This window comes from Thermus caliditerrae, assembly GCF_021462525.1.
In the GTDB taxonomy this organism is placed as follows: domain Bacteria; phylum Deinococcota; class Deinococci; order Deinococcales; family Thermaceae; genus Thermus; species Thermus caliditerrae.
Genome location: NZ_JAKEDT010000001.1, coordinates 139,414 through 162,046, shown reverse-complemented (window position 1 = coordinate 162,046; position 22,633 = coordinate 139,414). Strand labels below are relative to the sequence as shown.

General features: G+C 66.2%; 24 protein-coding genes. 16 read left to right on the top strand and 8 right to left on the bottom strand.

From position 1 onward, the window contains the following. Positions 1 to 130: 130 nt before the first annotated feature. Together L1088_RS00860 and L1088_RS00855 are read right to left on the bottom strand one after the other, a co-directional pair. Entirely contained in the window at positions 131 to 1,777 is a 1,647-nt protein-coding gene (locus L1088_RS00860; RefSeq protein ID WP_234553318.1) for a glutamine--tRNA ligase/YqeY domain fusion protein, read from the bottom strand. 50 nt (positions 1,778 to 1,827) lie between these two features. Next, positions 1,828 to 2,589, bottom strand: a complete 762-nt coding sequence (locus L1088_RS00855) for an enoyl-CoA hydratase/isomerase family protein (RefSeq protein WP_234553317.1) — start codon at positions 2,587 to 2,589, stop codon at positions 1,828 to 1,830. A gap of 93 nt (positions 2,590 to 2,682) precedes the next feature. Between L1088_RS00855 and infC the strand changes: the two genes are divergently transcribed. From infC to mqnB, 6 genes are all read left to right on the top strand, one after another. Beyond that, complete coding sequence (infC, locus tag L1088_RS00850; protein ID WP_234553487.1) at positions 2,683 to 3,198, top strand: translation initiation factor IF-3; 516 nt, start codon at positions 2,683 to 2,685, stop codon at positions 3,196 to 3,198. 89 nt (positions 3,199 to 3,287) lie between these two features. After that, on the top strand, positions 3,288 to 3,485 hold the full coding sequence (rpmI, locus tag L1088_RS00845) for a 50S ribosomal protein L35 (RefSeq protein ID WP_234553316.1): 198 nt from the start codon (positions 3,288 to 3,290) through the stop codon (positions 3,483 to 3,485). An 11-nt stretch (positions 3,486 to 3,496) separates the two neighbouring features. Continuing rightward, on the top strand, positions 3,497 to 3,853 hold the full coding sequence (gene rplT, locus L1088_RS00840; RefSeq protein ID WP_234553315.1) for a 50S ribosomal protein L20: 357 nt from the start codon (positions 3,497 to 3,499) through the stop codon (positions 3,851 to 3,853). A 70-nt stretch (positions 3,854 to 3,923) separates the two neighbouring features. Further along, positions 3,924 to 4,388 carry a COG2426 family protein gene (locus L1088_RS00835; RefSeq protein WP_234553314.1) on the top strand — a complete coding sequence of 155 codons (465 nt, stop codon included), beginning with the start codon at positions 3,924 to 3,926 and terminating at the stop codon, positions 4,386 to 4,388. Continuing rightward, positions 4,385 to 6,046 carry a glycerol-3-phosphate acyltransferase gene (locus L1088_RS00830; protein WP_234553313.1) on the top strand — a complete coding sequence of 554 codons (1,662 nt, stop codon included), beginning with the start codon at positions 4,385 to 4,387 and terminating at the stop codon, positions 6,044 to 6,046. The genes L1088_RS00835 and L1088_RS00830 overlap by 4 nt, the downstream gene beginning before the upstream one ends. Next, positions 6,046 to 6,699, top strand: coding sequence for a futalosine hydrolase (gene mqnB / locus L1088_RS00825; protein WP_234553312.1), 654 nt, complete (start codon positions 6,046 to 6,048; stop codon positions 6,697 to 6,699). Before L1088_RS00830 ends, mqnB begins: the two co-directional genes overlap by 1 nt. Positions 6,700 to 6,735: 36 nt before the next feature. Here the strand turns inward: mqnB and L1088_RS00820 are convergent, their stop codons facing one another. From L1088_RS00820 to L1088_RS00810, 3 genes are all read right to left on the bottom strand, one after another. Next, complete coding sequence (locus L1088_RS00820; protein WP_234553311.1) at positions 6,736 to 7,350, bottom strand: superoxide dismutase; 615 nt, start codon at positions 7,348 to 7,350, stop codon at positions 6,736 to 6,738. A 71-nt stretch (positions 7,351 to 7,421) separates the two neighbouring features. Then, the gene (fumC, locus tag L1088_RS00815) at positions 7,422 to 8,819 is read right to left on the bottom strand and encodes a class II fumarate hydratase (protein WP_234553310.1); all 1,398 of its coding nucleotides are present in this window, start codon (positions 8,817 to 8,819) and stop codon (positions 7,422 to 7,424) included. A gap of 21 nt (positions 8,820 to 8,840) precedes the next feature. Then, complete coding sequence (locus L1088_RS00810) at positions 8,841 to 9,584, bottom strand: TerC family protein (protein WP_234553309.1); 744 nt, start codon at positions 9,582 to 9,584, stop codon at positions 8,841 to 8,843. Between the two features lie 36 nt (positions 9,585 to 9,620). Here L1088_RS00810 and L1088_RS00805 point away from each other — a divergent pair, with 36 nt between their 5' ends. The 6 genes from L1088_RS00805 (at position 9,621) to cimA (ending at position 17,269) form a co-directional block, all read left to right on the top strand. Next, positions 9,621 to 10,586: a YpdA family putative bacillithiol disulfide reductase gene (locus L1088_RS00805; protein WP_234553308.1), complete on the top strand. Its 966-nt coding sequence runs from the start codon at positions 9,621 to 9,623 to the stop codon at positions 10,584 to 10,586. Between the two features lie 166 nt (positions 10,587 to 10,752). Continuing rightward, a complete protein-coding gene (gene ilvB, locus L1088_RS00800) occupies positions 10,753 to 12,441 on the top strand; it encodes a biosynthetic-type acetolactate synthase large subunit (protein ID WP_234553307.1) in 1,689 nt (562 codons plus the stop codon). Beyond that, positions 12,438 to 12,950, top strand: a complete 513-nt coding sequence (ilvN, locus tag L1088_RS00795) for an acetolactate synthase small subunit (protein WP_038042849.1) — start codon at positions 12,438 to 12,440, stop codon at positions 12,948 to 12,950. The genes ilvB and ilvN overlap by 4 nt, the downstream gene beginning before the upstream one ends. Then, positions 12,947 to 13,960, top strand: a complete 1,014-nt coding sequence (gene ilvC / locus L1088_RS00790) for a ketol-acid reductoisomerase (protein WP_234553306.1) — start codon at positions 12,947 to 12,949, stop codon at positions 13,958 to 13,960. Before ilvN ends, ilvC begins: the two co-directional genes overlap by 4 nt. A 56-nt stretch (positions 13,961 to 14,016) precedes the next feature. Further along, positions 14,017 to 15,573, top strand: a complete 1,557-nt coding sequence (locus L1088_RS00785; RefSeq protein ID WP_038047056.1) for a 2-isopropylmalate synthase — start codon at positions 14,017 to 14,019, stop codon at positions 15,571 to 15,573. A gap of 115 nt (positions 15,574 to 15,688) precedes the next feature. Beyond that, positions 15,689 to 17,269, top strand: a complete 1,581-nt coding sequence (gene cimA, locus L1088_RS00780; protein ID WP_234553305.1) for a citramalate synthase — start codon at positions 15,689 to 15,691, stop codon at positions 17,267 to 17,269. On the opposite strand, the gene L1088_RS00775 is transcribed toward cimA, so the two are convergent. From L1088_RS00775 to L1088_RS00765, 3 genes are read right to left on the bottom strand one after another with little or no spacing between them, the layout of a single operon-like run. Next, positions 17,250 to 17,774 carry a Uma2 family endonuclease gene (locus L1088_RS00775; RefSeq protein ID WP_234553304.1) on the bottom strand — a complete coding sequence of 175 codons (525 nt, stop codon included), beginning with the start codon at positions 17,772 to 17,774 and terminating at the stop codon, positions 17,250 to 17,252. The two genes, cimA and L1088_RS00775, sit on opposite strands and share 20 nt — an antisense overlap. A gap of 7 nt (positions 17,775 to 17,781) precedes the next feature. Further along, positions 17,782 to 18,558 (bottom strand): ABC transporter permease, encoded by a 777-nt coding sequence (locus L1088_RS00770; protein ID WP_234553303.1) that lies wholly within the window; start codon positions 18,556 to 18,558, stop codon positions 17,782 to 17,784. Further along, on the bottom strand, positions 18,555 to 19,556 hold the full coding sequence (locus tag L1088_RS00765; protein ID WP_234553302.1) for an ABC transporter ATP-binding protein: 1,002 nt from the start codon (positions 19,554 to 19,556) through the stop codon (positions 18,555 to 18,557). The genes L1088_RS00770 and L1088_RS00765 overlap by 4 nt, the downstream gene beginning before the upstream one ends. Before the next feature lie 23 nt (positions 19,557 to 19,579). Between L1088_RS00765 and L1088_RS00760 the strand changes: the two genes are divergently transcribed. Genes L1088_RS00760 through argF form a run of 4 tightly spaced genes read left to right on the top strand, consistent with a single transcriptional unit; the run spans position 19,580 to position 22,613 of the window. Then, complete coding sequence (locus L1088_RS00760; protein WP_234553301.1) at positions 19,580 to 20,362, top strand: ABC transporter permease; 783 nt, start codon at positions 19,580 to 19,582, stop codon at positions 20,360 to 20,362. Between the two features lie 10 nt (positions 20,363 to 20,372). Continuing rightward, a complete protein-coding gene (plsY, locus tag L1088_RS00755; RefSeq protein WP_234553300.1) occupies positions 20,373 to 20,978 on the top strand; it encodes a glycerol-3-phosphate 1-O-acyltransferase PlsY in 606 nt (201 codons plus the stop codon). Next, positions 20,971 to 21,654, top strand: a complete 684-nt coding sequence (gene bshB1, locus L1088_RS00750) for a bacillithiol biosynthesis deacetylase BshB1 (protein ID WP_234553299.1) — start codon at positions 20,971 to 20,973, stop codon at positions 21,652 to 21,654. The genes plsY and bshB1 overlap by 8 nt, the downstream gene beginning before the upstream one ends. Positions 21,655 to 21,707: 53 nt before the next feature. Then, the gene (gene argF / locus L1088_RS00745; protein WP_234553298.1) at positions 21,708 to 22,613 is read left to right on the top strand and encodes an ornithine carbamoyltransferase; all 906 of its coding nucleotides are present in this window, start codon (positions 21,708 to 21,710) and stop codon (positions 22,611 to 22,613) included. The last annotated feature ends 20 nt before the right edge of the window (positions 22,614 to 22,633 follow it).

Below are 22,633 nucleotides of genomic sequence, written 5' to 3'. Positions count from 1 at the left end.
CACCTTCCACGGCTAAGTGCCCGCGTGCGGAGGTTGCCTTCTCGGCAAAGGCTGAGACAGCCTTGCCTGTGGCCCTTCAGGGACTCCTTCGCACCTTGCTACGACGGAGCACTTGTGCTGCCTGGGCCCATTACGCCCGGTACCCCTCCTTGAGGGGCACGATGCGGTTCATCACCAAGGCTTCGGGCCTCGAGTCCACCGGGTCCTGCCAGAAGTAGCCGAGGCGCTCCAGCTGGTAGCGGGTGTCCTTGGGGTCCTGGAGGACGCTGGGCTCCACAAAGCCCCGCCGGACCTCGAGGGCCAGGGGGTTCAGGTTCCTTAGGAAGTCCCCGCCCTCCTCGGGGTCCTTGGTGAGGAAAAGCCGGTTGTAGAGCCGGAACTCCACGGGGAGGGCATGGTGGGCGGAAACCCAGTGGATCACACCCTTGGGTTTGGGGCCCTCCTCAGGATTGGCCCCCAGGGTGCCGGGAACGACGCGGGCTTTCAGAAGCTTTACCGCCCCGTTTTCCTCCACCACGTCCTCCAGCTCGATGACGTAGGCGTGGCGCAGGCGCACCCTTTGCCCAGGGGCCAGGCGCTTCCAGCCCTTGGGAGGGGTTAGGCTGAAGTCGGACCGCTCGATGTAGAGCTCAGAGGAGAAAGGAAGGGGCCTTGCGCCCTCCTTGGGGATGTCCCGGGGCCAGTAGGGGGCCTGGACCCACTCCTCCCCGTCGTAGTTGGTGAGGACCACCTTCAAGGGGTCTAAAACCCCCAAAACCCTGGGGGCGATGGGGTTCAGGTCGTCCCGCACCACCTCCTCCAAGAGCTCCATCTCGATGAGGGCCTCGTTCCTGGAGATTCCCGTGCGCCGCACGAACTCCCTTATGGCCTCGGGCCGCACGCCCCGCCGCCTTAGGGCCCTCAGGGTGGGCAGGCGGGGGTCATCCCAGTCCGAGACGTACCCCCCCTCCACCAGCCGGATGAGCTTGCGCTTAGAGAGCACCGTGTGGCTCAGGTCCAGGCGGGCGAACTCGTACTGGTAGGGCCTGGGGCTCTCGGGGAGGCCGCACTTCCCCTTCAGGTTCTCGATGACCCAGTCGTAGATGGCCCGGTTGTTCTCAAACTCCAGGGTGCAGAGGGAGTGGCTCACGCCTTCGATGAAGTCCTCGAGGGGGTGGGCGTAGTCATACATGGGGTAGACCACCCACCGGTCCCCGGCGTGGTAGTGGGGGGCGTGGACGATGCGGTAAAGGACCGGGTCCCGCAGCTTGAAGTTGGGGTGGGTGGGGTCGATCTTGGCCCGGAGCACCCGGCTGCCCGTGGGGAACTCCCCCTGGGCCATGCGCTGGAATAGCTCCAGATTTTCTTCCACGCTCCTGTCCCGGTAGGGGCTCGGCTTCCCCTCGGCCCGCAGGCGGCTCATCTCCTCCTCGGGGAGGTCGTCCACGTAGGCCTTGCCCTCTCGGATGAGGACCAGGGCGCACTCGTACATCTTTTCAAAATAGTCGGAGGCGTAGAGGACCCGGTCTGGGGTGAAGCCCAGCCAGCGCACGTCCTCCTCGATGGCCCGGGCGTACTCCTCCTTTTCCGTCTCCGGGTTGGTGTCGTCGTAGCGCAGGTTGCACTCCCCGCCAAAGTCCTGGGCCAGGCCGAAGTTCAGCACGATGCTCCGGGCGTGGCCGATGTGCAGGTAGCCGTTGGGCTCTGGGGGAAAGCGGGTGCGGAGCTTTTCGTACCTCCCCTCCCGCAGGTCCTTTTCCACGATCTCGGTGATGAAGCACTCGGGGACGATACCCATGGGAAGAGTTTACGGCGAAGGGAAGCCCCTGCCCAGCCTCCGGTGAGCCCTCAAAACCGGGGCGGGCGCTTTTCAAAAAAGGCCCGGATGCCCTCTTTGAGGTCCCCCGTTTCCCGCACCCAGGCGTTGGCTAAGGCCGCCAGGCGGAAGCCGTCTTCCAGGCCCATTCCCGGGAGGGCCAATAGGAGCTCCTTGCTGAGGCGCAAGGAGGTGGGGGCGTTCTTGGCCACCTCCTCCGCCAGGGCCACCGCCTCCTCGAGGGCCTTCGCCGGCGGGGCCACCCGGTTGGCCAGACCCAGGGCCTTGGCCTCTTCTGCCCCGATGAGCCTTCCCGTGAGGAGGAGGTCCTTGGCCGCCTTTTCCCCCACGGCCCGCACCAGGATCACCGAGACCAAGGCGGCCACGAAGCCGATCTTGACCTCGGTGTAGCCCAGCTTGGCCTCGGCGTCCATCACCACCAGGTCGCAGGCGGTAGCCAGGCCCGCTCCCCCTGCCACCGCCGGGCCGTTCACCGCCGCCACCGTGGGTTTAGGGAAGGTGTAGAGGCGGTGGAAAAGGCGCATGAGGGAAAGGGAGTGATGGTAGTTCTCCTCAGCCCCCAGCTCCGTTACTTTCTCCAGAAAAGCTAAATCGGCCCCGGCGCTGAAGGCTTTGCCCCTGCCGGAAAGCACCAGGGCCCGGGCCTCGGGGTCTTTCTCCGCCTCCTCCAGGGCTGCCATCAGCCCCTCCACCATCTCGGGGGAGAGGGGGTTCCGGCGCTCGGGGTCGTTGAGGAAGACCTGGTACACGCGGCCGCGCTCCACCTGGACCATGCCCCCATTGTAGGCGGGGGCGCCTTCCTGCTACACTCCCTTTAGCCCGCAAGCTTTTCTCCGAAAAGACCCGCGGGCTGGGAGGTGATGTAGATAAAGGAGTACCTGACCAACGAACGCATCCGTGCACGGCAGGTGCGGGTCATCGGTCCCGATGGCCAGCAGCTCGGCATCATGGACACCCGGGAGGCCCTGCGCCTGGCGCGGGAACAGGACCTGGACCTGGTCCTGGTGGGCCCCACCGCCGATCCTCCGGTGGCGCGCATCATGGACTACTCCAAGTGGCGCTACGAGCAGCAGGTGGCGGAGAAGGAAGCCCGGAAAAAGGCCAAGCGCACCGAGGTCAAGTCCATCAAGTTCCGGGTGAAGATTGACGACCACGACTATCAGACCAAGCTCAACCATATCAAGCGCTTCTTGGAGGAAGGTCACAAGGTCAAGGTGACCATCATGTTCCGGGGTCGGGAGATGAGCCACCCCGAGCTGGGGGAGAGGCTCTTGGAGCGGGTCTCCGAGGACCTCAAGGGGTTGGCGGTGGTGGAGATGAAGCCGGAGCTTTTGGGTCGCGACATGAACATGCTCCTGGCCCCGGCCAAGGTGTCAGCCTAGACGTTGGCGAGCCCTTTTGGTATAGTGTGAGGGCTTTGGGGAGCACCCAAGACCCCTATTGGGGGCGCTTCCCAGGGCGGAGGAGAACCATGCCGAAGATGAAGACCCATAAGGGCGCCAAGAAGCGGGTGAAGGTGACCGCTTCGGGCAAGGTGGTGGCCATGCGGACCGGCAAGCGGCATCTGAACTGGCACAAGTCGGGGAGCAAGATCCGCGAGAAGGGGCGGAAGTTCACCCTGGCCAAGGCCGAGGCGGAGCGGCTGAAGCTCCTCTTGCCCTACGTGTGAGGAGGTAGAGGATGCCGCGCGCCAAGACCGGTGTCGTTCGCCGCAGGAAGCACAAGAAGATTTTGAAGCTGGCCAAGGGCTACTGGGGCCTGCGCTCCAAGAGTGTGCGCAAGGCCCGCGAAACCCTCTTCGCCGCGGGTAACTACGCTTTCGCCCACCGCAAGCGCAAGAAGCGGGACTTCCGCAAGCTCTGGATCGTACGCATCAACGCCGCCTGCCGCCAGCACGGCATGAACTACTCCAGCTTCATTAACGGCCTCAAGAAGGCGGGGGTGGAGCTGGACCGCAAGGTGCTGGCCGACTTGGCGGTTCGGGAGCCTGAGGCCTTCGCCAAGCTGGTGGAGAAGGCTAAAGCAGCCCGGGCCTGAAGGGTGCTGACGCTTCGCCTGCCGTCTTTTGTCCGCTTGGGGCTGGAAGGGGCGGCAGGCCTTTTCCTTTATGCCGCCTGAGCTTTACGTGATGTTGGTGGCCGCCTTGCCGGTGGTGGAGCTCCGGGGAGCCATCCCTTTGGGGGTGGCCATGGGGATGCCCCTGGCCAAGGCGTTTTGGCTGAGCCTCCTCGGCAACCTCTTGGTGGCCCCCTTGGCCTTGGCCCTGCTGCCCTGGGCGGTGGGGGTCCTCACGCGGGTGCCCGTTCTGGCGCGGGCCTGGGAGGCCCTCGAGGCCCGCGTCCGCCTCCGGGGAGAGGAGCAGGTGCAGCGGCTTGGAGCTTTGGGCCTTTTCCTTTTCGTGGCCGTGCCCCTTCCCGGCACCGGAGCCTGGAGCGGAGCCATTTTGGCCGTGATCTTGGGTCTGAAACGTCGCTACGCCTTCCTGGCCATCTCCCTAGGAGTCCTGGCGGCAGGGCTCATCGTTCTCCTCCTCACGGGCGGGGCAGTGGCCGGGCTAAACTACCTGCGATGACGGCTGTATTCCTGCCTCTTGCCTATGCCGTGGGCTCCTTGCCCCTGGGGTACTGGCTGGCCCAAAGGCGCGGGGTGGACCCGCGCACGGCGAGCCCCTACACCCTGGGCCTGGAAAGCGCTTTGAAGCACCTCGGCCTGGGGCTAACCCTGCTGGCCTTCCTCCTGGACTTCCTCAAAGGTTTCCTGCCTCTCCTTCTGGGCCGGGCCCTGGGCCTTGGCCTCCCGGAGCTTTTGGCCCTGGGGGTGGCCGTTTACCTAGGCCACCTCTACCCCCTTTTCTTCCGCGACCCCTGGCCCCTAAGGGCCAAAGGGGCAGGGGTACTCCTGGGGATTTTGGCGGGCCTCCCCTTGGCGCCGGCCCTGGGCATGGTGCCCGTGGCCCTGGCCATCGCCCTTTATGCCCTCACGGGTTATGCCTCCTTGGGGGCTTTGGGGCTTCCCTTGGGCCTCTTGGGGGTCGCTTTCTTCGGGAGTTTTGGGCTTCAGGAGAAGCTTCTTTCCGGCCTCCTTTTCCTCCTTGCCCTTTGGCGCTACAAGGAGAACCTGGGGCGCATCCTGGAGGGCACCGAGCCCAAGCTGGGAAACCCCTTGCCCCTGCCTTCGGAAAAGCAGGTGGTCTGCGCTTTCCTCATCCATCCCCTGACCCTCGAGGACTTCTGGCAGAGCCCCCGCTTTCGCTGGGCGAGGCCCTTGGTGCGCCTGGGTCTTCTCCCGCAGGCGTGGGTGGAGCGTTTGGCCGAGCGCTTCCGCCCCATGAAGGTGGGGGAGGTGCGGGGGGTGAAGACCGCGGACGGCCGGGAGGTGCTCTGCCACCTCATCTCCGCCCCCCTCCTGCCCCACCAGATCAAGGGCAAGCCGGAGCTGGCGGTGAAGAGGGCCATCCAGGGGGCAAGGCTCGCCCAGGAGCTTGGGGCCACGGTGGTGGGCCTTGGGGCCTTCTGGAGTGTGGTGGGGGAGAAGGGGAAGGCGGTGCAGGAGGCGGTGCCGGGGATCGAGGTGACCAACGGCGGGGCCTACACCGCGGGCACGGTGAAAGCCGCCATCCCCGCCATCCTGGCCCACTTCGCCGGAAGCGGCAAGGACCTGAAGAAGACCACAGCGGCGGTGGTGGGGGCCAACGGGGTGGTGGCCTTCGGCATCGCCCGCCAGATCGCCCCCCTGGTGGGCCGGCTCATCCTGGTGGGCCGGGATAGGGAGCGCCTGGAACGGGCGGCGGAGAGCTTGAAGCGCAACCTGGAGCGCAAGGGCCAGGCCCCGGAGATCCTGGTGACCACGGAGGTGGCGGCCATCCGGGAAGCCGACCTGGTCTTCACCGCCACCAGCGACCCAGGGGCCGTCATCTACCCCCAGCACGTGAAGCCCGGGGCCTGGATTTACGACGAGGGGGTGCCCCCGGACGTCCACCCCTCGGTGCGGGAGGTGCCGGGGGTGCGGGTCATCCCCGGCGGCGTGGTGCGGCTTCCCGGGGCGGCCAGGGCCACCTTGGACCTCCACTTCGGCGCCCCTGACCAGGTGCCCGCCTGCCTGGCGGAGACCATGATCCTGGCGGCGGAGGAGGCCTTCGACCGCAAGAGCCTGGGGGGTGAGGTGAAGGGGGAGAACATCCAGTTCTTCGTGGAGCGGGCCGAGGCCCTGGGGTTCAAGGTGGTGGAGTAGTGTGGCTCCTCCTTTCCCCCACGGCCCTCGAGGCCCCTTTCCTCCGGGGTGAGCCCTTTACCTTTCTGGGGCGCAAAGGGCTCAGGGGTGAGGGCTTCCTCTACCTGGAAACCGGCATCGGCAAGGTGAACGCCACCCTCACCCTGGCGGCCTGGGCCGGCCAAAACCCGGTGGAGAAGGCCCTCCTCTTCGGCGTCGCCGGGGCCTACCCGGGTACGGGGCTTGCCCCCGGGGCCGTGGTCCTGGTAGGGGAGGAGGTGGAGGCGGACCTGGGGCTGAGGGCGGGCCTGGAGCCCCTAGGCTTCCCCGCTTTGCAGGTGGGGGAAAGGCGCTACTACAACCGATTTCCCCTGGACCCTGGCCTCACCCAGGAACTCGCCCAGGCCCTGGGCCTCAAGGTGGTGGTGGGCCTCACCCGGGACCTGGTCTCGGAAGGCCCGGAAGAGGCGGAGGCCCTCGCCCGGCAGTGGGGGGCTCAGGTGGAGAGCATGGAGGGGGCGGCCTTTGCCCGGGCCTGCCTGGCCCTGGGGGTGCGGGGGGTGGAGCTTAGGGCCATCTCCAACCCCGCCGGGGTGCGGGAAAAGAGAGCTTGGCGGGTGCGGGAAGCGGTGGAGGCCTTGGAGGAGGCGGTGAAGCGCATTCTAAAGAAGTAGCCCGGGGCCCAGGGCCCCGGGCCGAAGAGGTTAGGCTTAGCCCCGCTTGTAAATCTCTTCCGCCTTGTCCCAGTTGATCACGTTCCAGATGGCCTGCAGGTAGTCGGCCCGGCGGTTTTGGTACTTCAGGTAGTAGGCGTGCTCCCACACATCGATGCCCACGATGGGGGTGAAGCCTTCCATCACCGGGTTGTCCTGGTTGGCGGTGGAGAAGACGTGGAGCTTGCCGAAGGGGTCCTTGGCCAGCCAGGCCCAGCCGGAGCCGAAGCGGGTCATGGCCGCTTGGGTGAGCCGCTCCTTAAGGGCTTGGAAGCCGCCAAGCTGCTCCTCAATGGCTTTCTTCAGCTCCCCCACGGGCTCCTGGGCGCCGCCTGGGGTGAGGAGCTCCCAGAAGAGGCTGTGGTTCAGGTGGCCACCCCCGTTGTTGCGCACCGCGGTCTGGATGTCGGCGGGGAGAGCGGCCAGGTGGCGCAGGAGAACCTCCGCTTCCACCCCGTGCAGGTAGGGGTACTTCTCCAAAGCGGCGTTGAGGTTGGTCACGTAGGCCCCGTGGTGCTTCTGGTGGTGGATCTCCATGGTCTTGGCGTCGATGTGGGGCTCGAGGGCCTCGTAGGGGTAGCCCAGATCGGGAAGCTTGAACGGATACGGCATAACGCACCTCCAGCCCCTACTATAATGGGCCCACCTCCGGGCGAGGTGGGCCTTCTCACAAAGGGAGGCGCCTAGCCCTCGTGGGGCTTGGCCAGCCGCATGGGCACCACGATGCGGTCGAACTCCTCTTCCGTGAGGTAACCCAGCTCCAAAGCGGCCTGCTTCAGGGTCTTCTTCTCCTTGATGGCCTTCTTGACGATCTCCGCTGCCCTATCGTAGCCGATGGCCTTGTTGAGGGCCGTGGCCAGCATGGGGTTCTTCTGGAGATGTTCCTCGATCCGCTCCAGGTTGGGCTCCATGCCCTTGGCCAGGTGCTCGTTGAAGGACTCCATGGCATCGGCCAAAAGCTTGATGGACTCGAGGGCCGCGTCCACCATAACGGGCTTGTAGACGTTCAGCTGGAAGTTCCCCTGGCTGCCGGCGAAGGCCACCGCGTGGTCGTTGCCATAAACCCGCACCGCCACCATGGTGAGGGCCTCCACCTGGGTGGGGTTCACCTTGCCAGGCATGATGGAGCTTCCAGGTTCGTTGGCGGGGATGAAGAGCTCCCCGATGCCCCCGTAGGGCCCCGAGGCCAGCCAGCGGATGTCGTTGCCGATCTTCATGAGGGCCCCGGCCATGGTCCTGAGGGCTCCCATGACGTGCACCAGCTCGTCGTGGGCCGCCAGGGCGGCGAAGCGGTTTTCGGCTACCCGGAAGGGGAGGCCGGTCTCCTCCGCCAGGTACTGGGCCACCTTTTCTCCGAACCGGGGGTGGGCGTTCAGGCCCGTCCCCACCGCCGTGCCTCCGATGGCCAGATTGTAGAGGCCTTTTTCCGCCTCCTTCACCATGGCTAGGGTGTTCCTAAGCTGGGCCGCCCAGCTCCCTACTTCCTGGCCCAGGGTGATGGGCACCGCGTCCATGAGGTGGGTGCGCCCCACCTTCACAATGCTGTCAAAGACCTTGGCTTTCTCCTCAAAGGTGGCGATGAGGCCTTCCGCCGCCGGGTAGAGGTGCCTGTGGAGGGCAAGGGCGGTGGCCACGTACATGGCGGTGGGGAAGGTGTCGTTGGAGCTCTGCCCCCGGTTCACGTGGTCGTTGGGGTGGACGTACTTGGAGCCCAAAGGGTGCCCTAAGAGCTCTGAGGCCCGGTTGGCGATGACCTCGTTCACGTTCATGTTGGTCTGGGTGCCCGAACCGGTCTGGAAAACCACCAGGGGGAAGTGGTCGTCCAGCTTGCCCTGGATGACCTCCTCGGCCGCTTGGATGATGGCCTTGGCGATCTCTTCGGGTAGCTCCCCCAGCTCCCAGTTGGCCCGGGCGGCGGCTTTCTTCAGCATTCCGTAGGCCCTAATGACCTCTAGGGGCATGCGGAAACGGTAGGCCCCGATCTTGAAGTGCTCCAGGGAGCGCTGGGTCTGGGCTCCCCAGTAGCGATCCGCCGGCACCCTGACCTCGCCCATGGTGTCCCGCTCGATCCGGTATTCCATAAAACACCTCCGACCCCGATTTTACGCCTCCTCCTCGTAGGGCTCGTGGAGCTTCACCGGCTTTCCCCTAAGCCCAGCGCGCAGGTTGAGCCACTCCACGAAGACGGCGAAGGCCATGGCGAAGTAAATGTAGCCCTTGGGGATGTGCACCCCTGTCCCCTCGGCCACCAAGGTGAAGCCGATGAGGAGGAGAAAGGAGAGGGCCAGCATCTTCACCGTGGGGTGGCGGTTCACGAAGGCGTAGATGCCCTTGGAGGCCCAGAGCATGATGGCCACGGAGAGGAGGATGGCCGCCACCATAACGGGTACGAAGCGGGTGAGGCCCACGGCGGTGATGACGGAGTCGATGGAGAAGACGATGTCCAGGAGGAGCACCTGGCCGATCACCGCGGCGAAAGAAGGGGCTACCCTCTTCACGGCGTGGCCGGGCTCGCCTTCCAGCTTCTCGTGAATTTCCTTCACCGATTTGTAGATGAGGAAAAGCCCCCCGCTGACAAGCACCAGGTCCTTGCCCGTGATCTCGTGGCCTAAGAAGGCGAAGAGGGGTTTCTTGAGGGCCATGATCCAGGCGATGGAGAGGAGGACGAGGATGCGGGTCACCGCAGCCAGGGAGATGCCCACCACCCGGGCCCGGTCCTGCTCTTCCTTGGGAAGCTTGGAGGCCAGGATGCTGATGAAGATGACATTGTCCACCCCCAGCACCACCTCCAGGACCGTGAGGGTGACCAGGGCCAGCCAGACCTCGGGGTTGGTGAGCCACTCCATGGGAGAAAGTCTACAAGGTCCCTTAGACTCTAGGGCATGGTGGACGTGCTGGTGGTGGGGGCGGGACCGGTTGGCCTGGCGGCGGCTTTGGAGGCCAAGCGCCTGGGGCTTTCCCACCTGGTGCTGGAGCGGGGGGCGGTGGCGGAGACCATCTACCGCTTTCCCCGGCAAATGGTCTTCTTCTCCGAGTCCCGAAACATCGAGATCGGGGGCCATCCCCTGGTGTCCCAGGGGCCCAAGCCTACACGCCTCGAGGCCCTGCGCTACTACCAGCAGGTGGCGGAAAGGGAGGGGCTGCGGGTGTTGCCCTACACCGAGGCCCTGCGGGTGGAGGGGGAGGAGGGGGCCTTTCGGGTTTGGGCGCGGGACCGCAAGGGGGAAAAGGCCTTCGCCGCCCGCTACGTGGTTCTGGCCACGGGATACTTCGGCAACCCCAACCGCCTGGGGGTGCCGGGGGAGGAGCTTCCCCACGTCCTTTTCCGCTACGAGGAGGCCTTTCCCTTTTTCGGGCAAAGGGTAACGGTGGTGGGGGGGAGCAACTCCGCGGTGGAGGCGGCCTTGGACCTGTACCGGGCCGGGGCTCGGGTCACCCTGGTGCACCGGGGGAAGTGGGTCCGGCCCAGCGTGAAGTACTGGCTCCTGCCCGACTTTGAAAACCGCGTGAAGGAGGGAAGCATAGGAGCGGTGATGGAGGCCCGGGTGCGGGCCATCACCCAGGAAGGGCTCCTTCTGGACACGCCTCAGGGAGAAGCCTTTTTGGAGGCGGACTTTGTTCTGGTCCAGATCGGCTACCGGGCGGAAGACCAGCTCCTTAGGCGGGCCGGGGTGCGCTACGAGGGGGAGAAACCCTGGCTTTCCCCGGAATGGGAAACCTCCCGCAAGGGGCTTTTCGCCATCGGCTCCAGTGCCTTTGGACCGGACACCCGCACGGTGTTTATCGAAAACGGCCGGGAGCACGCAAGAGTGGCGATAGCCGCCATTGCCCGCCGCTTGGGCTCTTGACACCCTTCACAAAGAGGGCTAGGATAAAGCCCAAGATGCGCTTCGGCCTCGTCCTATCCCTAGGCCTGGTCCTAATCGTAGGGCCAGCGGGGGGTAGGGTGTAGCGTTTTAGGGCGCATCCAAAACCCCCCGGAGAACCCGGGGGGTTTTGGTTTAGGAGGGGGAGATGAAGGGATCGGAGGCACTTTTGAAGGCGCTGGAGCGGGAGGGGGTGGAGGTGATCTTCGGTCATCCGGGCGGGGCCATCATGCCCACCTACGACGCCCTCTACGACAGCAAGATCCGCCACATCCTGGTGCGGCACGAGCAGGGAGGCATTCACGCGGCCACCGCCTACGCCCGCGCCTCGGGGCGGGTGGGCGTGGTGATGGCCACCAGCGGTCCCGGGGCCTTGAACCTGGTGACCGGCCTGGCGGATGCCTTCATGGACTCCACCCCGGTGGTGGCCATCACCGGGAACGTGCCCCGGGCCCTCATCGGTACCGACGCCTTCCAGGAGGCGGACGTGACCGGGGTGACCATGCCCATCACCAAGCACAACTACCTGGTGCAGGAGGTGAACGACATCCCCCGGGTGGTGCGGGAGGCTTTCCACATCGCCTCCACGGGAAGGCCAGGGCCGGTGCTGATCGATCTGCCCAAGGATGTGCAGCTGGCGGAATTCACCGGTACCTTTGACGTGGAGCTGGACCTTCCCGGCTACAAGCCCACCACCAAGGGCCACCCCAAGCAGATCGAGCGGGCCCTGGATGCCCTGGAGAAGGCGGAAAGGCCCATCCTCATGGTGGGGGGTGGGGCCCAGCACGCCCATGGGGAGCTCCTGGCCTTTGCCGAGCGGACGGGCATCCCGGTGATCACCACCCTCATGGGCCTGGGGGCCTTCCCTGGCAATCACCCCCTTTGGCTGGGGATGCCGGGCATGCACGGCACCGTGGCCGCCAACCGGGCCATCCACCACGCGGACGTGATCCTGGCCATCGGCCTCCGCTTCGACGACCGGGTCACGGGGAAGGTCTCCCGCTTCGCCCCCCACGCCCACACCATCATCCACGTGGACATCGACCCCGCCGAGATCGGCAAGGTGGTGCGCACCCACGTGCCCATTGTGGGGGATGCCAAGCTGGTTCTCCGGGAGCTCTTGAAGGGGGCTAAGCCCCTCAAGCTGGCCGCTTGGTGGCGGGAGCTGGAAGAGTGGCGCACCCGGCACCCTTTGCGCTGGCGCCCCCGGCCCCACCTGCAGAGCCAGGAGGTGATCCGGGCCTTCCACGAGGCCACGGGGGGACAGGCCGTCGTCACCACCGGGGTGGGGCAGCACCAGATGTTTGCCGCCCAGTTCTTCCCCGTGTCCCGACCCAGGAGCTTCATCACCAGCGGGGGCCTCGGCACCATGGGGGTGGGTCTGCCCTTCGCCATCGGGGCCAAGGTGGCCCGCCCCGAGGAGTTGGTCATCGACTTCGACGGGGATGGCTCCTTCCAGATGACCCTGCAGGAGCTGGCCACCCTGGTGAAGTACCGGCTGGACGTGAAGGTGGTGATCCTGAATAACGGCTACTTGGGCATGGTGCGCCAGTGGCAGGACCTCTTCCACGCCCGGCGCTACTCCGAGGTCTACCTGGCGGACTCCAACCCCGACTTCGCCCGCCTGGCCGAGGCTTACGGCATCAAGGGGGTTAGGGTGGAGCGCAAGGAGGATCTGATGAAGGGGGTGGAGGCTGTGCTTTCCGCCGATGGCCCCGTGGTGGCGGAGTTCAAGGTCTACCACGAGGAGGGGGTGTTCCCCATGATCCCTGCGGGGGGTGCCGCGGAGGATATGATCCTGGAGCACCCTGCAGAAAGGGAGGAGGTGGAGGCGTGAGGCATGTGATCTCGGTCCTGGTCCAGGACCACCCCCGGGTGCTGAACCGCATCACCGGCCTGTTCGCCCGCCGGGGCTTCAACCTGGAGAGCCTGGCCGTGGGTACCACCCACGTGCCGGGGCTTTCCCGCATCAGCCTGGTGGTCTCCGGGGACGACCACACCCTGGAGCAGGTGGAGAAGCAGCTGAACCGCCTGATCGAGGTTTTGAAGGTGACCGACCACTCCGAGCCCCACGTGGAGCGGGAGCTGGCGCTGGTGAAGGTGCACGTGGCTGGAGTAGAGGAGAGGCTGGCGGTGAAGGACATCCAGGAGGCCTTCCGGGCCCGGGTGGTGGATGTGGCCCAGAAGAGCCTGATCCTGGAGCTCACCGGGGACTCCAAAAAGGTAGACTCCTTCATCGAGGCCCTTAGGCCTTATGGGATCCTCGAGGTCATGCGCACCGGTGCGGTGGCCATGAGCCGGGGGGAGCGCACCCTTAAGGTCAGGGAAAAACGGGAGGCGGTATGAAGATCTACTACGAGCACGACGCGGACCTAGGCTTCATCCAAGGCAAGAAGGTGGCGGTATTGGGCTTCGGCTCCCAGGGTCACGCCCACGCCTTGAACCTTAAGGAGTCGGGGGTGGACGTGAGGGTGGGGCTCAGGCCCGGCTCCAAGAGCTTCGCCAAGGCGGAGGCGGCGGGGCTTAGGGTGCTGCCCGTGGCGGAGGCCGTGCGGGAGGCGGACATCGTCATGGTCCTCCTCCCCGACGAAACCCAAGGGAAGGTCTACCGGGAGGAGATCGAGCCCAACCTAAGGGAGGGGGCGGCCTTGGCCTTCGCCCACGGCTTCAACGTCCACTTCGGCCAGATCAAACCCCGTAAGGACCTGGACGTGTGGATGGTGGCCCCCAAGGGGCCGGGCCACCTGGTGCGGAGCGAGTACGTGAAGGGAAGCGGGGTGCCCGCCCTGGTGGCGGTGCACCAGGACGCCTCGGGAGCCGCCTTCCCCACCGCCTTGGCCTACGCTAAGGCCATCGGGGCCGCCCGGGCGGGGGTGATCCCCACCACCTTCAAGGACGAGACGGAGACCGACCTCTTCGGGGAGCAGGCGGTGCTCTGCGGGGGGCTGACCCGGCTCATCCAGGCGGGGTTTGAGACCCTGGTGGAGGCGGGCTATCCCCCGGAGATGGCCTACTTCGAGACGGTGCACGAGGTGAAGCTGATCGTGGACCTCATCTACGAGGCGGGCTTCGCCGGGATGCGCTACTCCATCTCCAACACCGCCGAGTACGGGGACTACACCCGGGGGGAGGTGGCCGTGCCGGTGGAGGAGACCAAGGGGCGCATGCGGGAGATCCTCCGGCAGATCCAGGCCGGGGAGTTTGCCCGGGAGTGGATGCTGGAAAACCAGGTGGGCCAGCCCGTTTTGGAGGCGAACCGCAAGCGCTGGAAGGAGCACCCCATCGAGGAGGTGGGGGCGAGGCTTCGCGCCATGATGCCCTTCCTGCGGGCAAGGGTATTGGAGGAGGTAGGCTAGCTTGGGCAAAAAGGCCCCCCAGGTGGGGGGCCTGGTGCGTTTTTGGGGAGGGAGAAATGGAAAGGCACATCCGGATCTTTGACACCACGCTGAGGGATGGGGAGCAGAGCCCAGGGGTGGCCCTTTCCCTGGACCAGAAACTGGAGATCGCCCACGCTTTGGCCCGGCTCAACGTGGACATCATTGAGGCGGGCTTCCCCGTATCCGGGCCCTTGGAGTTTGAGGCGGTACGCCGCATCGCCGCCGAGGTAAAGGGGCCCATCATCGCCGCCTTGGCCCGCACCCACACCCTGGACATCGACCAGGCGGCCAAGGCCCTGGAGAAGGCGGAGAAGCCCAGGATCCACGTCTTCACCTCCGCCTCCAAGATCCATCTGGAATACATGCTGAAGAAGACCGAGGAGGAGGTCTTGGAGATGGCGGACCAGATGGTCCGCTACGCTAGGCGTTACGTGGACGACGTGGAGTTTTCCGCCCAGGACGTGATGCGGGCGGACTGGGACTTCGTGAAGCGCCTCTACGAGGTGGCCATCGAGGCCGGGGCCACCACCATCAACATTCCCGATACCACGGGGTACGGTACGCCCAATGAGTACGGGGCCCTCATCCGCCGCATCCGCGACGAGGTGGTGCGGGGCCGGAACGTGATCATCTCCACCCACACCCACGACGACCTGGGCCTGGCCACCGCCAACGCCCTGGCGGGCATCGAGAACGGCGCGGGCCAGGTGGAGTGCACCATTAACGGCATCGGCGAGCGGGCGGGCAACACCTCCTTGGAAGAGGTGGTCATGGCCCTTTACGTGCGCCGGGACTGGTACAAGGCCAAGACCCAGATCAACACCCGAGAGATCTACCGGGTTTCCCGGCTGGTGGAGCGCTACACCGGCATGCCCGTGCCCCCCAACAAGGCCATCGTGGGGGACAACGCCTTCGCCCACGAGTCGGGGATCCACCAGGATGGCGTCCTGAAGCACCGCTCCACCTACGAGATCATGGACGCCGAGCTCATCGGGCGGCGGCCTGCGGTTTTGGTCCTGGGCAAGCACTCGGGGCGGGCGGCCTTCAAGAAGGCCCTCGAGGACCTGGGCTACAAGGACCTCACCGAGGATCAGCTCAAGGTCCTCTTCTCCCGCTTCAAGGAGATTGCCGAGAAGAAAGGCCCCCTCTCCGCCGAGGAGCTCCAGGCCCTGGTGGAGAGCGAGCGGGAGCCCGCCTCCCAGTTCTTCGCCCTGGAGCACGTGCAGTTCTTCTCCGGCTCCGGCCTTCTGCCCACGGCCACGGTGAAGGTGAAGACCCCCGATGGGGTGCGGGTGGCCACCCACACCGGGGATGGCCCCGTGGACGCCGTGTACAAGGCCTTGGAGGAGGCCATCGGCCTCAGGCCCGAGCTGGAGCTCTACCGGGTGGAGGCCATCACCGGCTCCACCGAGGCCTTAGGCCAGGTGACGGTGCGCCTGCGCCTGGGGGAGCTCCAGGCGGTGGGGGTGGGGGTTTCCCCCGACATCATCGAGGCCAGCGCCCTGGCTTTCCTGGACGCCGCGGGCAAGCTGGCCTCAGGCCGCGCCACCCGTCACCCCCCCTCCATCGAGGAGGTCCAGCGAGGGGTTTGAGGCCACCCCACCCTGACGTCGTCGGGGTGGGGCCTTCCACCGAGGGGCGGAAGGAGGCGTTGGACGAAAGGATGAGGCCCCTGGTTGGGCGAGGGGCCTTAGGGGGAAGGAAGCGATGGTGGAAATCCTCGACACCACCCTGAGGGACGGAACCCAAGGGGAAGGCATCAGCCTTTCCGTGGACGACAAGGTGGCCATTGCCCGGCGGCTTGCCGCCTTCGGCATCCACCTCATCGAGGGGGGTTGGCCGGGGTCCAACCCCAAGGACGCCGAGTTCTTCCAGCGCATGAAGGGGGTGGACCTGGGGGAGGCCCGGCTTTGCGCCTTCGGCGCCACGCGGCGGAAGGGCCTCCTTCCCGAGGAGGATCCCTCGGTCCTGGCCCTTTTGGAGGCGGAAACCCCGGTGGTGGTCCTCTTCGGCAAGAGCTGGACCCTGCACGTGTTGGAGGCCTTGGAAACCTCCTTGGAGGAGAACCTCCGCATGATCCAGGACACGGTGGCCTTCTTTGCCCAGCGGGGCAAGCGGGTCATTTACGACGCCGAGCACTTCTTCGACGGGTACAAGGAGGACCCTGGGTACGCTTTGGAAACCCTCGAGGCCGCCCGGGAGGGGGGGGCCGACACCCTGGTCCTCTGCGACACCAACGGGGGCACCTTGCCCGAGGAGGTCTATGCCATCACCAAAGCGGTGGTGGAGCGCTTTCCTGGGGTGCGCATCGGCATCCACCCCCACAACGACGCCGAGCTGGCGGTGGCCAACGCCCTGGCGGCGGTGCGGGCCGGGGCCACCCACGCCCAGGGCACCATCAACGGGTACGGGGAGCGGTGCGGCAACCTGAACCTCACCAGCTTCCTCCCCGCCTTGGTCTTCAAGTACGGCATCCCCGCCCTCCCCCCGGAGCGGCTCAAGGGCCTGAAGGAGCTTTCCCACTTCGTGGACGAGCGGGCCAACCAGACCCCCAACCGCCGCGCCCCCTACGTGGGGGAGTCGGCTTTTGCCCACAAGGCGGGGGTGCACGTTTCCGCCGTCCTCAAGAACCCCCGCACCTACGAGCACATCCCTCCTGATTGGGTAGGGAATAGCCGCCGGTTTCTGGTTTCCGATGTGGCGGGGCGCTCCAACCTCCTGGCCAAGCTGCAGGAGCTGGGGGTGGACCTCTCCAAGGAGGAGGCCAAGCGCCTCCTGGACGAGGTGAAGGCCTTGGAGTACGAGGGCTACGCCTTTGAGGGGGCCGAGGCCAGCTTCTACCTCCTGGCCCACCGCCTCAAGGGGGGTAGCTTGCCTTTTGCCGTGGAGGGGTTTTCCGTTTTCGTGCACGGCTCGGGCCTCTCCACCGCCTGGGCCGAGGCCACGGTGCGGGTGAGGGTGGGGGAAAGCTTGCAGCACACGGCGGCGGAAAGCCCCTTCGGCCCGGTTTCCGCCCTGGATAAGGCCTTCCGCAAGGCGGTCTTGCAGTTTTACCCGGAGCTTGCCGACGTGGAGCTTGCCGACTATAAGGTGCGCATCCTTGCGGGCCAGGAGGCGGGCACCAACTCCGGGGTGCGGGTGATGGTGGAGATGAAGCGGGGAGAAGAGCGCTTCGCCACCGTGGGGGCCAGCGAGAACATCCTCGAGGCCTCCCTAAAGGCCCTCACCGACGGCTACGCCTACGCCCTCCTCTACCCGGTGCGGGAGGCTACGCCCAGGGCAGGCTGACCTCGGGGAAGGCCAAGGGGCTTACGGTCTCGGAGGGGGAAAGGAGGCGGATGGCCCGGTAGCGCCCCTCCTTGGGCTCCCGGTAGACCTCCAGGAGGTTCTCCTTGAGGTTCACCAGCCAGACCTCGGGGATGCCGGCCTCGGCGTAGAGGGGAAGCTTCACCTCCCGGTCAAACGCCAAGGAGGTGTCGGCGACCTCCACAAGGAGGAGAACATCCTCAGGGCGGGGGAGCCGGCCCTCGTAGCGTTCCAGGGGAGGTTGAAGCACCAGGAGATCGGGTTCGGACTCGGAATCCTCCGAAAGGTAAAGGGGGGACTGCACCGCCACCAAGGCCTTTCCTTGGAGGGCCTCCTTCAACCTATGGTCGAGGCGCATCACCGCAAGAAAGTGCTTGGGTCCAATGGGGCTCATCTGGTAGACCTCTCCCTTTAGGAGCTCCACCCGGGGTACATCCCGGAAGGCCCGCTCAAACTCCTCCACGCGGAAGCGGTAGCGGGTGGCCATAGGCTCATTATGCCCCCATCCCCGAGTAGCGCCTTAGGCCCAAGCGCCAGAGAAGCCGCCAGAGGAGGAGGAAGACCAGGCCCCAGAAGAGCATCACCCAGACGCCGGGAAAGAGGCCCACCTCCTGCCCCGCCAGGAGCCCTGCGGGCAGGTAGACCAGGTAGGGAAAGGGGGTGAGGAGAGCCAGGGCCCTCAGGGGCTCGGGGAAGACCTCGAGGGGGGCGATGGTCCCCGAGAGGAAGAGGTAGAGGAGGAAGAAGACCTCCTCCACCGCCGAGGCCCGCTCGCTCCAGAAGGTGAGCATGGCGGTGGTGTACTGCATCAGGTAGCGGAGGAGGAAGGCCAAAAGGGTGAAAAGAAGCCCCAGGAGGAAGGGCTTAGGGTCGGGCAGGAAGCGGGCCTCGGGGAAGAGCCAGAAGAAGAGCAGGGTGAGGAGCACGACAAAGGGAAGCCGGGCCAGGCGCTCGGCCACGTGGGCGGCCAGATGGTCAAAAAAGGGGTCTAGGGGCCTTAACAGCCGGAAGGAAAGCCGCCCTTCCACCACGTCCCGCTCGAACTCCCACACCACCCAGACCACCGTGGCCTGGCGCACCAGGAAAACCATGAGGAAGTACCGGGCGAACTCCCCGGGGCTTAAGGGGAAATCCCCGCTCCGGGCGGCTTCCGTCCAGACCCCGAGGAGGATGAGGGGCAGGGCCCCCGCCAAGGCCCAAAGGAAGAGCTCCGCCCGGTACTCCAGCATGTAGGCCAGGTACACGGAAAGGAGGGTTCTTGCCTTCCTCATGCCTCCTCCGCCGGGACTGGGCTCTGGAAGACCCGGGCGATGACCTCCTCTAGGGGGGGCTCCCGGACCTCGAGGTCCTCCACGGGAAGCCTCCTGAGGATCTCCGCCACCCTCTCCGTGAGCCTTTCCCGGGGCACCAGGAGCTTGGCCTCCCGCCCTTCTAGCTCCCGCACCTCCCCGAAGGGGGCCAGGGCCTCCTGGGGGAGGGGCGCCTTCAGGGTGAGCCCCACCTCCCGGTAAGGGGCGAAGCGGTCCAGAAGCCCCTCCAAGGCCCCGTCGTAGAGGAGCCTTCCTTGGTGGATGACCAGGACCCGCTCGGCCAGGGCGGCGATGTCCGCCATGTAGTGGCTGGTGAGGAGGACCGTGGCCCCATAGCGGCGGTTGTACTCCCGCACAAACTCCCGCACCGCCACCTGGGCGTTCACGTCCAGGCCCAGGGTGGGCTCGTCCAGGAAGAGGACCTCGGGGCGGTGGAGGAGGGCGGCCAGGAGCTCGGCCTTCATCCTCTCCCCCAGGGAGAGCTTGCGCACGGGCTGGTGGAGCTTTTCCGTAAGGGCCAGCATCTCAGCGAGTTCCAGAACCCGCTTGCGGAACTCGGCCTCGGGGATCTCGTAGATGGCGGCGTTGAGGCGGAAGGTGTCCATGGCGGGCAGGTCCCAGATGAGCTGCTGCTTGTTGCCCATCACCAAGGTGATCTTTTTCAAAAAGGCCTTCTCCCGCCGCCAGGGCACATGCCCCCCCACCAGGGCTTGGCCCCTTGTGGGGTGGACCAGGCCGGTGAGCATCTTCAAGGTGGTGGTCTTGCCGGCCCCGTTGGGGCCCAGGAAGCCCACCACCTCGCCTTTTGCGATCTGGAAGCTCACCCCCTCCACCGCCTGCACCGTGCGGTACTCGCGGAGGAAGAAGTGGCGCAGGGTGGCGAGCAGGGTTTCCTCCTTCAAGGCCACCCGGTAGTGCTTGGTTAGGTCTTGGGCGAGGATGACGGGCGGCTCACGCACCCCTTCAGTCTACCCGTGGTGTAATGGTCCTTGTGCGCTACCTGCGGGTCTTCCTGCTCTTTCTGCGCCTCAGCCTGGCCGCGGAGATGGAGTACCGCCTGAACTTCCTCCTGGGCCTTCTCTCCTCAGCCCTCACCCTGTTGGGGGCCCTCTTCGGCCTTCTCCTCCTCTACCAGGGGGGGTACCGGCCCGGGGGGTGGGCCTTTGAGGAGGCCCTTGTGGTCCTGGCGGCCTTCACCTTGCTCCAGGGCCTGGGGAGCACCCTTTTGGCCCCCAACCTCAACAAGATCGTGGAGCACGTGCAGCAGGGCACCCTGGACTTCGTGCTCCTGAAGCCCCTGGACCCCCAGTTCTGGCTTTCCCTAAGGGCCTTTTCCCCTTGGGGTCTTGGGGATGTCCTCCTGGGGTTGGGCCTTCTCCTCTATGCGGGGGTGCGCCTTGGGCTAGGGCCTTGGGACTACGGGGCCTTCGCCGGGTACTGGCTGCTGGGGGCCTTGATGCTCTATAGCCTCTGGTTTCTCCTAGCCACCACCAGCATCTGGTTCGTGAAGATCTACAACGTCACCGAGGTCCTGAGGGGGCTTTTGGAGGCGGGACGCTTCCCCGTGGGGGCGTATCCCGCCCTTTATCGGGTCTTCTTCACCTTCGTGGTGCCCGTGGCCTTTCTCACCACCGTGCCCGCGGAGATGGCCTTGGGCCGGGGAGAAGGGACCTTTCTGGCCCTGGTTTTGGCGGCGCTGCTTTTCCTCTTGGCGCGGGGCTTCTTCCGCCTGGCCCTCAGGAGCTACACCTCCGCCAGCAGTTAAAATCCCCCCTATGGCGTCCGCGGTGTTGGTCCTTGGGGTGGCGTACCTCTTTGGCTCGATCCCCGCTGGGGTTCTGGTGGCCAGGACCTACGGGGTGGACATCCGCAGGGTGGGCTCAGGCAACATCGGGGCCACCAACGTGCTCCGGGCCTTGGGGCCGGGTCCGGCCTTGGTGGTGGCCTTCTTTGACGTGTTCAAGGGGGGCATCGCCGTCCTCATCGCCCGGGCCGTGGGGATCGAGGGGGCGCTTTTAGGGGGGGTGGCCCTGGCCGCGGTCCTAGGGCACAACTACTCGGTCTTCCTGGGCTTTCGGGGGGGGAAGGGGGTGGCCACCAGCTTCGGCACCCTCTTGGTGCTGGACCCGGTCCTGGCCCTATGGACTTTCCCCATCGGGGTTTCCGTGATGCTCCTCACCCGGTATGTCTCCGCGGGGAGCATGACCGGCGGGGTGGCGGCCACGGTGCTGGCCCTGGCCCTGGGGCGGCCCCCGTGGGAGGTGCTCACCGTGGCCCTGATGGCCGCCCTCATCTTCTTTACCCACCGGGAGAACCTGAGGCGGCTTCAGGCAGGCACGGAGAGGCGGCTGGGGGAGAAGGCGGAGGTGCGGGATGCTTGACCTTTTGGTCATCGCCCCCCATCCCGACGATGGGGAGCTAGGGTGTGGGGGCACCCTGGCCCGGGCGAAGGCGGAGGGGCTTTCCACGGGGATTTTGGACCTCACCCGGGGGGAGATGGGCACCAAGGGTACCCCAGAGGAGCGGGAAAAGGAGGTGGCCGAGGCCAGCCGCATCCTGGGGCTGGACTATAGGGGCAACCTGGGCCTGCCGGACGGGGGGCTTGCCGATGTGGCGGAGCAGAGGCTTCGCCTGGCGGAGGCCCTGAGGTGGCTTCGCCCCCGGATCGTGCTGGCTCCCCTCGAGGCCGACCGTCACCCCGACCACACCGCGGCAAGCCGCCTGGCGGTGGCCGCGGTGCACCTGGCAGGCCTCAGGAAGGCCCCTTTGGAGGCTGAGCCCCACCGGGTGGAGCGGCTCTTCTTCTACCCGGGCAACCACCCCTTTACCCCGAGCTTCCTGGTGAAGATCTCCGCTTTCATCGACCAGTGGGAGGCTGCCGTTTTGGCCTACCGTAGCCAATTCGCCGGGGAGGGGGTAAGCGAAACCGTGGGGCCCAAGGGGGTGGAGGCCAGGAAGGCCCTTAGGCGCTACTTTGGCAACTACCTGGGGGTGGACTACGCCGAGCCCTTTGTGAGTCCCTTGCCCCTCCTCTATGTGCCCTGGAGCCGGGCGTGAGGCGGCCGCAGGCCTTGCATAAGTTTGCAGGCCTGGGGTATTCTATAAGCCTCATGGCGGGAGACGCCCTCACCCGGCCCAGACACCTTTTGGACTTTTCGGCTTACGACCGCAAGGGGGTGGAAGCCTTCCTAGCCTCGGCGGAGGAGCTGAAGCGCACACGCTACCGGGGGGAGGACCTGAAGGGCAAGGTCCTGGCCCTACTCTTCGAGAAGCCCTCCTTGCGCACCCGCACCACCCTCGAGGTGGCCATGCTCCACCTGGGGGGGCACGCGGTCTACCTAGACCAGAAGCAGGTGGGCATCGGCGAACGGGAGCCGGTGAAGGACGTGGCCAAGAACCTGGGGCGCTTTGTGGAAGGCCTTGCCGCCCGGGTGTACCGGCACGAGACCGTGGAGGCCCTGGCCCGCTACGCGGGAGTGCCGGTGGTGAACGCCCTCTCTGACCGGGCTCACCCCCTGCAGGCCCTGGCCGACCTCCTTACCCTGAAGGAGACCTTCGGGGGATGGGAGGGCCTCGAGGTGGCCTGGGTGGGGGATGGGAACAACGTGCTGAATTCCCTCCTGGAGGTAGCCCCCCTGGTGGGTTTGAAGCTTCGGGTGGCCACCCCTAAAGGCTACGAACCGGACCCCGACCTCCTGCGCCGGGCAGGTGCCTTTTTCACCAACGACCCCAAGGAGGCGGTTTTGGGAGCCCATGCCCTCTACACCGACGTCTGGACCAGCATGGGCCAGGAAGAGGAGCGGGAGCGGCGCCTGCGGGACTTCCAGGGCTTCCAGGTCAACGGGGAACTTCTTTCCCTGCTGCATCCCGAAGGCGTTTTCCTCCACTGCCTCCCCGCCCACTACGGGGAGGAAACCACCGAAGAGGCGGTCCATGGCCCCAGGAGCCGGGTTTTTGACCAGGCGGAAAACCGCCTTCACACCGCCAAGGCCGTTCTCCTGGCCTTGCTAGGCTAGGGGTATGGGGCACCACCGCG

Coding starts and splice junctions, on each gene's coding strand:
- L1088_RS00860 (WP_234553318.1), bottom strand. CDS start 1,777: ATGGGTATCGTCCCCGAGTGCTTCATCACCGAGATCGTGGAAAAGGAC.
- L1088_RS00855 (WP_234553317.1), bottom strand. CDS start 2,589: ATGGTCCAGGTGGAGCGCGGCCGCGTGTACCAGGTCTTCCTCAACGAC.
- rpmI (WP_234553316.1), top strand. CDS start 3,288: ATGCCGAAGATGAAGACCCATAAGGGCGCCAAGAAGCGGGTGAAGGTG.
- rplT (WP_234553315.1), top strand. CDS start 3,497: ATGCCGCGCGCCAAGACCGGTGTCGTTCGCCGCAGGAAGCACAAGAAG.
- L1088_RS00835 (WP_234553314.1), top strand. CDS start 3,924: ATGCCGCCTGAGCTTTACGTGATGTTGGTGGCCGCCTTGCCGGTGGTG.
- L1088_RS00830 (WP_234553313.1), top strand. CDS start 4,385: ATGACGGCTGTATTCCTGCCTCTTGCCTATGCCGTGGGCTCCTTGCCC.
- L1088_RS00820 (WP_234553311.1), bottom strand. CDS start 7,350: ATGCCGTATCCGTTCAAGCTTCCCGATCTGGGCTACCCCTACGAGGCC.
- fumC (WP_234553310.1), bottom strand. CDS start 8,819: ATGGAATACCGGATCGAGCGGGACACCATGGGCGAGGTCAGGGTGCCG.
- L1088_RS00810 (WP_234553309.1), bottom strand. CDS start 9,584: ATGGAGTGGCTCACCAACCCCGAGGTCTGGCTGGCCCTGGTCACCCTC.
- L1088_RS00805 (WP_234553308.1), top strand. CDS start 9,621: ATGGTGGACGTGCTGGTGGTGGGGGCGGGACCGGTTGGCCTGGCGGCG.
- ilvB (WP_234553307.1), top strand. CDS start 10,753: ATGAAGGGATCGGAGGCACTTTTGAAGGCGCTGGAGCGGGAGGGGGTG.
- ilvC (WP_234553306.1), top strand. CDS start 12,947: ATGAAGATCTACTACGAGCACGACGCGGACCTAGGCTTCATCCAAGGC.
- L1088_RS00785 (WP_038047056.1), top strand. CDS start 14,017: ATGGAAAGGCACATCCGGATCTTTGACACCACGCTGAGGGATGGGGAG.
- cimA (WP_234553305.1), top strand. CDS start 15,689: ATGGTGGAAATCCTCGACACCACCCTGAGGGACGGAACCCAAGGGGAA.
- L1088_RS00775 (WP_234553304.1), bottom strand. CDS start 17,774: ATGGCCACCCGCTACCGCTTCCGCGTGGAGGAGTTTGAGCGGGCCTTC.
- L1088_RS00770 (WP_234553303.1), bottom strand. CDS start 18,558: ATGAGGAAGGCAAGAACCCTCCTTTCCGTGTACCTGGCCTACATGCTG.
- L1088_RS00760 (WP_234553301.1), top strand. CDS start 19,580: ATGGTCCTTGTGCGCTACCTGCGGGTCTTCCTGCTCTTTCTGCGCCTC.
- plsY (WP_234553300.1), top strand. CDS start 20,373: ATGGCGTCCGCGGTGTTGGTCCTTGGGGTGGCGTACCTCTTTGGCTCG.
- bshB1 (WP_234553299.1), top strand. CDS start 20,971: ATGCTTGACCTTTTGGTCATCGCCCCCCATCCCGACGATGGGGAGCTA.
- argF (WP_234553298.1), top strand. CDS start 21,708: ATGGCGGGAGACGCCCTCACCCGGCCCAGACACCTTTTGGACTTTTCG.